This is a genomic window from Caulobacter sp. UNC358MFTsu5.1 (genome assembly GCF_000712075.1).
Lineage (GTDB): Bacteria > Pseudomonadota > Alphaproteobacteria > Caulobacterales > Caulobacteraceae > Caulobacter.
This window is the reverse complement of sequence record NZ_JONW01000007.1, coordinates 462,649-474,256: the sequence shown is the minus strand read 5'-3', so window position 1 is coordinate 474,256 and position 11,608 is coordinate 462,649. Positions and strand designations below refer to the sequence as shown.

General features: G+C 68.1%; 10 protein-coding genes and 1 tRNA gene. 2 read left to right on the top strand and 9 right to left on the bottom strand.

What is annotated here, in order from left to right; all coding sequences use genetic code 11:
• The first annotated feature begins 12 nt into the window (after nucleotides 1–12).
• Entirely contained in the window at nucleotides 13–1,266 is a 1,254-nt protein-coding gene (locus tag BR39_RS0114655) for a glycosyltransferase (protein ID WP_029913286.1), read from the top strand.
• Here the strand turns inward: BR39_RS0114655 and BR39_RS0114650 are convergent.
• The 6 genes from BR39_RS0114650 to clpX all read right to left on the bottom strand — a co-directional run bounded on the left by BR39_RS0114650 (nucleotide 1,263) and on the right by clpX (nucleotide 8,334).
• The gene (locus BR39_RS0114650; RefSeq protein ID WP_029913284.1) at nucleotides 1,263–2,369 is read right to left on the bottom strand and encodes a winged helix DNA-binding domain-containing protein; all 1,107 of its coding nucleotides are present in this window, start codon (nucleotides 2,367–2,369) and stop codon (nucleotides 1,263–1,265) included. The two genes, BR39_RS0114655 and BR39_RS0114650, sit on opposite strands and share 4 nt — an antisense overlap.
• Before the next feature lie 9 nt (nucleotides 2,370–2,378).
• Complete coding sequence (locus BR39_RS0114645) at nucleotides 2,379–3,557, bottom strand: esterase-like activity of phytase family protein (protein ID WP_029913282.1); 1,179 nt, start codon at nucleotides 3,555–3,557, stop codon at nucleotides 2,379–2,381.
• A 56-nt stretch (nucleotides 3,558–3,613) separates the two neighbouring features.
• Nucleotides 3,614–3,688: transfer RNA gene (locus BR39_RS0114640), tRNA-Val, on the bottom strand.
• Nucleotides 3,689–3,845: 157 nt separating this feature from the next.
• Nucleotides 3,846–4,124, bottom strand: coding sequence for an HU family DNA-binding protein (locus BR39_RS0114635; RefSeq protein ID WP_029913280.1), 279 nt, complete (start codon nucleotides 4,122–4,124; stop codon nucleotides 3,846–3,848).
• A 147-nt stretch (nucleotides 4,125–4,271) separates the two neighbouring features.
• Entirely contained in the window at nucleotides 4,272–6,671 is a 2,400-nt protein-coding gene (gene lon, locus BR39_RS0114630) for an endopeptidase La (protein ID WP_029913278.1), read from the bottom strand.
• A 400-nt stretch (nucleotides 6,672–7,071) separates the two neighbouring features.
• The gene (clpX, locus tag BR39_RS0114625) at nucleotides 7,072–8,334 is read right to left on the bottom strand and encodes an ATP-dependent protease ATP-binding subunit ClpX (RefSeq protein ID WP_029913277.1); all 1,263 of its coding nucleotides are present in this window, start codon (nucleotides 8,332–8,334) and stop codon (nucleotides 7,072–7,074) included.
• Nucleotides 8,335–8,697: 363 nt separating this feature from the next.
• Here clpX and BR39_RS0114620 point away from each other — a divergent pair, with 363 nt between their 5' ends.
• A complete protein-coding gene (locus BR39_RS0114620) occupies nucleotides 8,698–9,369 on the top strand; it encodes an HAD-IB family hydrolase (RefSeq protein WP_029913276.1) in 672 nt (223 codons plus the stop codon).
• Here the strand turns inward: BR39_RS0114620 and BR39_RS0114615 are convergent.
• The 3 genes from BR39_RS0114615 to BR39_RS0114605 form a co-directional block, all read right to left on the bottom strand.
• A complete protein-coding gene (locus BR39_RS0114615; protein ID WP_029913275.1) occupies nucleotides 9,366–10,385 on the bottom strand; it encodes a hypothetical protein in 1,020 nt (339 codons plus the stop codon). The two genes, BR39_RS0114620 and BR39_RS0114615, sit on opposite strands and share 4 nt — an antisense overlap.
• 80 nt (nucleotides 10,386–10,465) lie before the next feature.
• The gene (locus tag BR39_RS0114610; RefSeq protein WP_029913274.1) at nucleotides 10,466–10,807 is read right to left on the bottom strand and encodes a hypothetical protein; all 342 of its coding nucleotides are present in this window, start codon (nucleotides 10,805–10,807) and stop codon (nucleotides 10,466–10,468) included.
• A gap of 132 nt (nucleotides 10,808–10,939) precedes the next feature.
• On the bottom strand, nucleotides 10,940–11,566 hold the full coding sequence (locus tag BR39_RS0114605; protein WP_029913273.1) for an ATP-dependent Clp protease proteolytic subunit: 627 nt from the start codon (nucleotides 11,564–11,566) through the stop codon (nucleotides 10,940–10,942).
• Nucleotides 11,567–11,608: the final 42 nt, after the last annotated feature.

Here is an 11,608-nt window from a genome sequence, read left to right as displayed (position 1 = left end):
TCGGGAGCTCTGATGGCGCGGTTTCTCTTCACCACCTGGGAAGGCGGCGGCCATGTGCAGCCCATGCTGCTGGTCGCCCGCGACCTGGCGGCGCGCGGGCACGCGGTGTTGGTCCTCAGCGATCCGTGCAACGCGCCTGACGCCGCGGCCCTGGGCGTGCCGTTCCGCGCCTGGACAACCGCCCCCTTCCAGACCGGCAAGTCCCGCGACGACGACCGCCTGAAGGACCACGAGGCCGACAATCCGCTGGCCGTGATCCAGCGCCTGCTGGACCGCGTGATGGCCGGCCCGGCCCTCGCCTACGCCCACGACACCCTGGCCGCGATCGACGCCTTCGCGCCGGACGTCGTCGTCTCGCAGGAGCTGCTGCTGGGCCCGATGGCCGCGGCGGAGGCCCGGGGCCTGCCGCTGGCCCTCCTGGCCGCCAATATCTGGTCGCTGCCGACGATGCCCGGCGCGCCGCCGTTCGGGGCCGGCATGCTTCCCGCCGCCAACGACGAGGAACGCGGCATGCACGCCATGGTCGGCCAGATGAGCCGGACCTTCTTCCAGGCCGGCCTCCCTGACCTGAACGCCGCCCGCGCCGCCCTGGGCCTGGCGCCGCTGGAGGACCTGTTCGCTCAGCTCGACGGCGCCCGGGCGATCCTGCTGGCCACCAGCAAAGCCTTCGACTTCGCGCCGGAGCCCCTGCCCGCCCCCTTCGCCCATGTCGGTCCCTATCTGGCCGATCCGGCCTGGGTCCAGCCGTTCGCCCCGCCGCCGGACGACGCGCCGCTGGTCGTGGTGTCGTTCTCCAGCCTCTACCAGGCGCAGGAGCCGGTGCTGCGGGCGATCATCGCCGCCCTGGGTCAACTGCCGGTGCGCGGCGTGGTCACCACGGGGCCGACGATCGATCCCGCCGAGTTCGAGGCCCCCGCCAACGTCGCCGTCGTCCGCAGCGCCCCGCACGGCGCCCTGCTGGAGGACGCCGCCCTGTTCGTCACCCATGCCGGCCACGGCTCGGCCCTGCGGCCGCTGATGGCGGGCGTACCTCTGCTGTGCCTGCCGATGGGGCGCGACCAGAACGACAACGCCGCCCGGGTCGTCCATCGCGGCGCCGGCCTGACCCTGTCGGCCGACGCGGGCCCCGACGCCATCGCCGCGGCCGTGCGCCGCCTGCTGGACGAGCCGGCCTTCCGCACCGCCGCCCAGGCCCTGGGCGCGGCCATCCGCGCCGACGAAGTCGCCCGCGACGCGGCGGCCGTGCTGGAAGGCCTCGCGCCCTAGGCCTCGGCCACCGCGATCCGCACCTCGCCGCCGGCGTGCTTCGCGCCGAAGGCCAGCAGGCGCTCGCCCTCTTCAGCCAAGGCTTTGGCGACAGGCTTGGCGACCTTGTCGAACAGCTCCACGTGCAGGGTCGACGACGCCTTGCCGTCCTCGATGCGCCAGCGCCCCGCCGTGACGCCGTCGACCAGCACGGTTGCCCGCACGACGCCGTTGACCGTGTAGAGCCGGCGCTTGTGCTCGGACGACATGATCCGCGACCGGTCGTCGTGGCCCAGCAGCACGTTGTCGAACTCGCCCAGGAACCGGACCGGCGCCTCGGCGTCGCCCGGCGGCCGCTCGGCCTCGGGCAGGTCGAACAGCTCCGCGTCGTCTTCGCCCCGGAAGACCGCCAGCGACGGCCGGAGCGCATCGAAGACCGGCGCCAGGCGGGTGAGCCCCAGCCAGGTCTGGGCGTCGGCGACCGTGGCCGGGCCGAACGCCGCCAGATAGCGCCGCACCAGCTCGGGCAGGTCCAGGCCTGGCTTGGGCGTGGCGAGGCGGTCCGCCATCGCCGCGAGGGTCGGCTGGCCGCTTCGTCCCCATAGGCCGCGCGGCGGCAGCTGCAGCATCGGCAGGCGGACGCGGGCCGCCATGGCCAAGGCCTGGGGATCGCGCCCGGGCCAGTGCTCGGCCAGGGCGTCGCGAAGCTCGGTCGCGGTGAGCGCGCCCTGGCGCAACAGGTCCCGCGCGGCCGAGGCGATCTCGTCCGGCTCCAGCCCCGCCAGGGCGCGGCCATGGACGCTTCCCTCGGTCAGGACCCGGTCGAGGCCGCGCTGGATCAGGGGACAGATCGCCGCGAAGTCGGCCGCCATCGCCACGTGCAAGGTTCCGCGCATCAGGGTCCCCCGCGCGACGTAAAGATCCTCCAGCCGGGCCGACAGGTCCTGGGGCGCGAAGGTCTTCAAACGGGTCCACAGGGCGAAATAGGGTGCGGGGGCGGCTTGGGCCTGGAGGGCGATCAACCGGTTCAGCACCTCGGGCGCCGAGAGGTCGGCGCGCGCCAGAAGATGCTGCCGCGCCAGCAGCGCCCGGTTCAACGCCCGCCGATCCAAGATCTCCGCCATCCGCCGTACCTAGACCGGCTCGCCGCCGGCAAGCGGCGCGGCGAACGTCACGCGATAGAAGGCCGTCTCCCGCCCCTCGACGCCGAAATCGTTGTCGGTGCTGAGCAGCAGGTCGCGATCCGAAAGCAACGCCATGCCCTCCAGATCGGCGTCGATCTCGGGCCAATCGTCGGTCGACAACACCAGGGTCTTGGTCAGCACGGGCGCGTCCAGGGTCACGCGATAGAGCTTGGACGTCCGCGAAATCCGCTCGAGCACCAACAGCTGGTCGCCGCCCAGCGACACGGCCTCGGAGATCTTCAGGTCGTCGGGTCCCACCGGCTCGGCCAGGGCGTCGCGACGGAAGGTCTCCGGCGCGTCGAACGGATAGAAATGCTCAGCCAGCGGCGCGCCTGTCCGGGCGTCCAGCGTCCAGAGCCGGGCGCGTCCCCACCCTTCGTCGTCGGTCTCGTCCTTTGGCGCCAGCGGGCTTTGCAGGATCACGTGCAACCGCGTCTCGTCGGGCGACAGGGCGACGGCCTCGAAGCCGCGGTTCAGGCGACGGCGCGCGGACAGGGGCGGCAGCACGGCCTCGACGCGATAGGCCGCGCCCGCCAGGCCCGCCCCCTCGCCTTCCGGAACCCAGCGCGCCTGGACCACGCCGTCGGCCGCCACGACCAGGATCGAGGGCCCGTATTCGTCGGCCACCCGGAACGTCCCGTCGGCCAGGGCCACGACCCCTTCGGTGTCGCCGCCGGCCAGGCTGTGGCCCAGCGGGGCGCCCGACAGGTCGAAGGCCGGCTCCATCGCCGCCATGTCCCCGCCGGGGCCCGGAAGCCCGTCGAAGGCCGCGCCCGTCGCGTCGCGCAACGGCAGGACCTGGAGGCAGGCGACCGTGTCGCCCTCGACGCGCAGCTGGACCAGCATGGGACCGATCGCCGGGCTCGGCATGATCTTGGCGCCCTCCCGCCCGGCCAGGCCCGACAGATGCGCCAGGCCATGGTCGTCGACCGCGGGACCGATCTTGAGGTTGGGCCCGCGATCCCCGATCGCCCACACCACGCCCGGCGGATCGCCCGCGCGCCGCGCCAGGCCCGAGCCCAGGCCCAAGGTGATCCGCAGGCGCCCGCGCGGCGTCTCGACCGCGTCGAGGACCTGGTCGATCCAGGTCAGGCGCGTGATGGTGATGTCGGCGGGTTCGTCGGCCATGGCCGATCAGTGCGGGCGTCGACGGCGAATGTCCATCGCCGACCGGGTCCCGGTCTTGGTGGGCGGTGAGGGGATCGAACCCCCGACCCTCTCGGTGTAAACGAGACGCTCTACCGCTGAGCTAACCGCCCCAAGGCCAATCGGACCTAAGCCTTTTCAGGTCCGTTCGAGGCGGACGAGGCCAAGACGGACGAGGATGTGGGAGATACCCCGTCCGCCCGGGAAAGTCCTGCATAGAAAAAGGCGGGACGCCGTCGGGCGTCCCGCCCTTCCAAATCCTGTACTGGATCAGCCGTTCAGCGTGGTCTTCAGACCTTCGCCGACCTGGAACCGGGCGGTCTTCGACGCCGGACGGTTCACGGTCTCGCCGGTGCGCGGGTTGCGCGCGGTGCCCGCGGCGCGGGAGACGGCCTTGAAGGTGCCGAAGCCGACCAGACGCACGTCCTGGCCCGATTTCAGCGAACTGGTGACGGCGTCGATAAAAGCCTCGAGAGCGTCCTTAGCCTGGTTCTTGTTGATGCCCGCCTTTTCGGCGATCGCCGTGACGAGTTCGGCCTTTGTGGTCATGTTCTTCTCCCAGCATGAAAGCGGCGGCGCCGGCTTCAGCTCACGCCGCTTCGCTCGACCGGGAGTATGCGGGGTTCAGACGGCCCGTCAAACAAAGGCGGCGCGGAAAATCTCCGCGCCGCCTAAGTTATCACCAATAAGTTACTCTTAGTGGGTCAGAACAGCGTCACTGTCGCCGTCGTCGACCTTCGCAGTTGCAGCAATCGGCTCATCCTCTTCACTCCACTCGATCGGCGTCAGCGGCCCCGTGAGGGCATGCTTCAGCACTTCGTCGGCCGTGGAGACCGGGATGATTTCCAGTCCGTCCTTCACGCTTTGCGGGACGTCGGCCAGGTCCTTCTCGTTCTCCTGAGGGATCAGGACCGTCTTAACGCCGGAGCGCAGGGCGGCCAGCAGCTTCTCCTTCAGGCCGCCGATCGCGGTGACCCGGCCCCGCAGGGTGATCTCACCGGTCATGGCGATGTCCTTGCGGATCGGGATGCCGGTCAGCACCGAGACCATGGCGGTGACCATGGCGGCGCCGGCCGACGGACCGTCCTTGGGCGTCGCGCCGTCAGGCACGTGCACGTGGACGTCGGTCTTCTCGAACACCGGCGGCTTGACGCCGAACTGCAGGGCCCGCGAGCGGACATAGCTGTGGGCCGCCGAGATCGACTCCTTCATCACTTCCTTGAGGTTGCCGGTGACCGTCATGCGGCCCTTGCCCGGCATCTTCACGGCTTCGATGGTCAGGATGTCGCCGCCGAACTCCGTCCAGGCCAGACCGGTGACGATGCCGACCTGGTCTACTTCGTCGGTCTCGCCGTAACGGTACTTCCGCACGCCGGCGTACTTGGCCAGACGCTCGTCGTCGATCGTGATCGAGGTGAGCTTCTCGCGCGCCAGGTCACGGACCGTCTTGCGGGCCAGGGCGCCCAGTTCCCGCTCCAGCGACCGCACGCCGGCTTCCCGGGTGTAGTAGCGGATCAGGTCGCGGATGGCCTTTTCCGGCACGACGAATTCCGACGGCTTCAGGCCGTGGTCCTTCATCTGCTTGGGCAGGACGTGACGCTTGGCGATCTCGACCTTCTCGTCCTCGGTGTAGCCGGGGATGCGGATGATCTCCATGCGGTCCAGCAGGGGCTGGGGCATGTTGAGGCTGTTGGCCGTGGTGACGAACATCACCTGCGACAGGTCGTAGTCGACCTCCAGGTAGTGGTCGCCGAAGGTCCCGTTCTGAGCCGGGTCCAGCACTTCCAGCAGGGCCGAGGACGGGTCGCCGCGGTAGTCGCTGCCCATCTTGTCGATCTCGTCCAGCAGGACGAAGGCGTTGGTGGTCTTCGCCTTCTTCATGGTCTGGATGATCTTGCCGGGCATCGAGCCGATGTAGGTCCGGCGGTGACCGCGGATCTCGGCCTCGTCGCGCACGCCGCCCAGCGAGATGCGGGCGAACTCGCGACCGGTCGCCTTGGCCAGCGAGCGGCCCAGCGAGGTCTTGCCGACGCCCGGAGGACCGACCAGGCACAGGATCGGGCCCTTCAGCGAGTTGGTGCGCGCCTGGACGGCCAGGTATTCAAGGATGCGCTCCTTGACCTTCTCCAGGCCGTAGTGGTCCTCCTCGAGGATCGCCTCGGCCTCGACCAGGTCGATCTTCTTGGTCTTGGCCTTGCCCCACGGGATCGACAGCATCCAGTCCAGATAGTTCCGGACCACGGTGCTTTCGGCCGACATCGGGCTCATGTTGCGCAGCTTCTTCAGTTCGCCCTCGGCCTTGGCGCGGGCTTCCTTGGAAAGCTTGGTCTTCTTGATGCGCTTTTCGAGCTCGATCAGCTCGTCGCGCTGATCGTCGGGGTCGCCCAGCTCGCGCTGGATCGCCTTCATCTGCTCGTTCAGATAGTACTCGCGCTGGGTCTTCTCCATCTGGCGCTTCACGCGCGAGCGGATCTTCTTCTCGACCTGCAGCACCGAGATCTCGCCCTCCATCAGGGCGAAGACCTTCTCCAGGCGCTTCACGACGTCGAAGATTTCCAGCAGGTGCTGCTTGTCGCCGATCTTGACCGACAGGTGGGCCGAGATGCTGTCGGCCAGCTTGCCCGGCTCGGCGATCTGCGGGATCGAGGCCAGGGCCTCGGGCGGCACCTTCTTGTTCAGTTTGACGTAGTTCTCGAACTGCTCGACGACCGCGCGCGACAGCGCCTCGGCCTCGGGGCCGACGCCCTGGTCCTCGTTCACCTCGCCGACCTGGGCCTCGTAATAGGCCTCCTGGTCGGTGAAGCGCACGACGGCCGCGCGGCCCTTGCCCTCGACCAGCACCTTCACGGTGCCGTCGGGCAGCTTCAGCAGTTGCAGGACGGTGGCGAGGACGCCGACGTCGTAGATGTCGGCGGGGGCCGGATCGTCGTCGGCCGAGTTCTTCTGGGTGACCAGAAGGATCTCCTTGCCGCCGCGCATCACCTCTTCGAGGGCGCGAACGGACTTGTCACGCCCGACGAACAACGGGACCACCATGTGCGGGAACACAACGATATCCCGCAGGGGCAGCACAGGAAGCGTACGAATCTCAGACATGATGCTTTCTACTCCTGGCCGGCGCGTTGCACTCGCGCTCGGCCACGCGGGCCGCCGTCACCCAGACGATGCGCCTGAGTCGTACGGCCCGTCCGCTCGGGACTGAGCGGATGTTCGTTATTTATGTGGACCTTTTGCAACACGGTTCAAGCGCACTCGCCCGGTAGCGGCGACGGGTCGCGGACCAGCGGTCAAGGTGCAACGCCCATGCCCCCCGCCCTGCTCCACCATGCATGATCCGTGCTGCCGCGTGAGCCGGGACGCCTAAGTCCTGCCGCCGCCCGGATTTTTTCGGACGCGCCCGGCGCCAAGCGTCACGACGCGCGAAGGTCCACTGTGACGAAAAGGGCGCGCCCGGCGAGGCCGGACGCGCCCGATTTGGCGAGCTTCGCCGAAAGGCCTAGGCCGAAGCGGCCCCGCCCTTCTTCTCGGCGTAGATCAGCAGCGGCTGGGCCCGGCCTTCGACGACCTCGGCGTTGACCACCACTTCCTCGACGCCCTCGTAGTTGGGCAGCTCGAACATGGTCTCCAGCAGGATGCCTTCCATGATCGAGCGCAGGCCGCGCGCGCCGGTCTTGCGGGCGATGGCCTTCTTGGCGACGCCGTGCAGGGCGTCGTCGGTGAAGGTCAGGCCGATGTTCTCCATCTCGAACAGGCGCTGGTACTGCTTGACGAAGGCGTTCTTCGGCTCGGTCAGGATCTTCACCAGGGCGGCCTCGTCGAGGTCCTCCAGGGTGGCGATCACCGGCAGACGGCCGATGAATTCCGGGATCAGGCCGAAGCGCTGCAGGTCGTCGGGCTCGACGCCGCGCAGGATCTCGCCCGTGCGACGCTCCTCCGGATCCGCCACCTTCGCGCCGAAGCCGATCGACTTGGCCTGGCCGCGCGCCGAGATGATGCGCTCCAGGCCGGCGAAGGCGCCGCCGCAGATGAACAGGATGTTGGTGGTGTCGACCTGCAGGAACTCCTGCTGCGGATGCTTGCGCCCACCCTGCGGCGGCACGGAGGCGACGGTGCCTTCCATGATCTTCAGCAGGGCCTGCTGCACGCCCTCGCCCGACACGTCGCGGGTGATCGACGGATTGTCGGACTTGCGGCTGATCTTGTCGATTTCATCGATGTAGACGATGCCGCGCTGGGCGCGCTCGACGTTGTAGTCGGCGGCTTGCAGCAGCTTCAGCACGATATTCTCGACGTCCTCGCCGACGTAACCGGCTTCGGTCAGCGTCGTGGCGTCGGCCATCGTGAACGGCACGTCGATGATTCGAGCCAGGGTCTGGGCCAGCAGGGTCTTACCCGTACCGGTCGGACCGACCAGCAGGATGTTCGACTTGGCCAGCTCGACGTCGTTGTTCTTCGAGGCGTGGTTGAGGCGCTTGTAGTGATTGTGCACCGCCACGGCCAAGACCTTCTTGGCGTGGTTCTGCCCGATCACGTAATCGTCCAGGACTTCGCAAATCTCGCGCGGCGTCGGAACGCCGTCCTTGGACTTCACGAAGGCGATCTTGTGCTCTTCACGGATGATATCCATGCAGAGTTCGACGCATTCATCACAGATGAACACCGTCGGGCCGGCGATGAGCTTGCGCACCTCGTGTTGGCTCTTTCCGCAGAAAGAACAGTACAGGGTGCTCTTGGTATCGCCGCTCGCGGCTTTCGTCATGGTCGCTTCTCACGCTAGGGCGGTCCAGGCCGAAGCCGAAACCACCGACTCCTTAGCGCCTAACCCGCCACCGAAGTAGCAGGATATCCGCCGGGAGTTGTCTAATCCTTGACATTCCCCGATCCGGACGCACGGCACAAGCCTTGGAGCCGATTTACAGCCCCCAAGTTCGTGGATGATGCATACGGTTTCATGGAATTCTTCTCTAAGATGGCGTTCCAGACCCTCAACGCAAGACGGCGGCGGTTCGCTCCGCGCGACGCTCTGGCGCGAGCGCCCCTGAATCCGCGAAGAGCTTAGCGGTGGAAGCGGAATCGTGATGCAAGACGGGCTCGGTTGCGGGGCGCGTGAGCGCGGAGACGAATGGCGAAACGTTCACTGATGGCCAAGGGCCTTTCGGCCTCGACGCCGATGACGGGGGATCTGCACGAGGGCCCTCCCCTGGTCGCTTTCGATTTCGACGGCACCCTGACGGTTCGCGACAGCTTCACGGCCTTCCTGAAGTGGCGGGTCAGCCCCGCGCGGCATTTCATGGGCATGGTGCGGCTGTTCCCCGCCGCCGTCGGCTACGTGTTCGACCGCAACCGGGGCAAGATCAAGGCCGCCGCAGTCCGGGAATTCCTGCGCGGCGTGCCCCTGGAGCAGCTGGAGAAGGAGGCCCGCGCCTTCGCCCAGTCCGAGGCGCCCAAGCTGTTCCGCCCCGACGCCCTGGCCGTCTGGCGGCGCTGGCGGGCCAAGGGCGCCAAGCTGGTGATCGTCACCGCCTCGCCCGACGTGGTGGTGGCCCCGTTCGCCCGCGGCCTGGGCGCCGACGTCCTGATCGGGTCGAAACTGATGATCAGCACCGACGACAAGGTGCTAGGTCCCCTGCTCGGCGCCAACTGCCGGGGCCCCGAGAAGGTGGTTCGCCTGAAGGAGGTCTTCGGCGACGATTTGTCGCTGGCCGCCGCCTACGGCGACACCTCCGGCGACCGCGAGATGCTGGCGATCGCCCACGAGAAGGGCTACCGCATCTTCCGGGGCAAGCCGGGCTAGCCCGCCGGGATCGTCAGCAAGGGCGCGTGGGTCGCGCCCTCCTCGTCATTGAGGAACAGCAGCATCTGCGTCAGCAGGAAAATCCGGCGCGAGTGTTCGTCCGCCCCGTCGATCCAGAACCACCGCCCGCGATAGCGCACGGAGGCGTAGGCGTCGGCCGGCGCCTTGGGGCCGCTGTGCACGCGGATCAATGCGTCGGCGCGCGGAGCCGCGCTCTCGCCGATCTCCACGCCCAGCGCGAGTTCACTGAGAATCTCGAACATCGAGCGGGTGGCCAGGGCCAGCTCGTTCTCGCCGCCGACCTTGGCGAAGACGACCGTGCTTTCGCCGCCGTCGAACCGCAGACCCAGAGCCTGCTTCAGCAGGGCCAGGTCCGCTCGGTCGACGTCGCTGATGTCGGCCCCGACCATGGCGCTGCCCGAATAGGTCTTGTCGCGCTCCTTCAGCCGCACGGAGATGGCCCCGCTCCGCTGCAGGCGGCGGAAGGCGCCCGCGACCTCTGTGAACTTCGGATCGACCTTCTGCTGGAAGAGATCGGCATGGCTGGCGTTGGTCACGCCGTTGATCGAGCGGACGCCGACGTTCAGCAGGTCGTCGGAGGCCCACCCCGCCTCCATCATCGCCAGCAACGAAGCCGGCGGCATCGGCGCCAGCATGCTGCGCGCGAACCGCGAGCCCGTGACCGGGGTGTAGGTGACGGTCGGCGTCTCGCGCAGCAGCACCTCGCCGCCCGCCGAGCCGCCGTCGGAGTCCGAGGCGGGATCCAGGGTCGCGCCCATGTGAGCCGAGGCCTCACGGGTGTACTGGCTGATGACCGAGGTCACGTTCAGGAACAGCGGGGCGTCGCCGTACCGGATGGCCACGATGTTGGAGAGCAACTGCTGCTTTTCGCTGTCGCGCAGCTTGTCGACATAGTCGACGCGGTCCACCCCGACCTGCCGGACGCCCAGGCTGGTGCAGCCGCCCAGCGCCAGGGAAACAGCCAGGATCGGGGCGGCGAACTTGGCCAGCGGCATTCCGGACTCCGAGACTGTCGAAGGCGGATCGGCCGCCTGCGTCAGAAACAAAAGACCGGTGGAGCTAGGGGCGTTGCATTCTAGCGCGGCTTGCGCCCCGCCGCGGCGTCGATCCGCGCCACGGTCTGGGCGTGCGAGCGGCACATGTAGAAGCCCGGCTTGATCGTGCCGTAGCCCTTGGCCTTGGCGGCGTAGATCTTCCCGCCGGCGTTCGCCCGCCAGACGATCGGCTCCGAGCGGCAATAGCTCTTGGCGGCCTCCAACGTCGTGAAGGTTCGCGGCGCCAGGGCGGTCGGCATGTTCTGGGAGGAGTACGGATTGGCGCAAACCACCGGATCGCATTGCGCGTGGGCCGAGGCGGCCAGCGCCAGCACCGCGCCCGACAGACCGAACGCCGCCACGCGGCTGAACTTGAAGGCCATGGCTTGAACTCCCCCTGAGGCCCGCATTTCACATGCGCCGCGGCCCGAAGACAAACCAAAGTTATCCGAAATGAAAAAGCCGCCGACCTCGCGGTCGACGACTTTTCCAAAGCTTCAAGGACTGAGAGAGGCCTAGGCCTTCTCGTCCGAGGCGTCGCGGTTCTCGTTGATGTGGTCGATCAGGCCCCAGGCCTTGGCTTCCTCGGCGCTCATGAAGTTGTCGCGGTCCAGGTCGCGCTCGACCTCGTCATAGGTGCGGCCGCAGTGCTTGACGTAGATCTCGTTCAGGCGGCGCTTGGTCTTCGCGATGTCCTCGGCGTGACGCATGATGTCCGAGGCCTGGCCGCGGAAGCCGCCCGACGGCTGGTGGACCATGATGCGGGCGTTCGGCAGGGCGATGCGCTGGCCGGGAGCGCCGGCGCAGAGCAGCAGGCTGCCCATCGAGGCGGCCATGCCCATGCACACCGTCGACACCGGGCTCTTGATGTACTGCATGGTGTCGTAGATCGCGAGACCCGCGGTCACCACGCCGCCCGGCGAGTTGATGTACATGGCGATTTCCTTCTTGGGGTTCTCGGACTCCAGGAAGAGCAGCTGGGCGCAGATCAGGCTGGCCATCCCGTCTTCGACGGGACCGGTCAGGAAGATGATCCGCTCTTTCAACAGACGGGAGAAGATGTCGAACGCCCGCTCGCCGCGGCTGGTCTGTTCGACCACCATCGGCACGAGGTTCATCGCCGTCGCCATCGGATCATACATAGGGATCGCCCTTTTTAATCGTGTCTGGGCGGCGCGAGCACG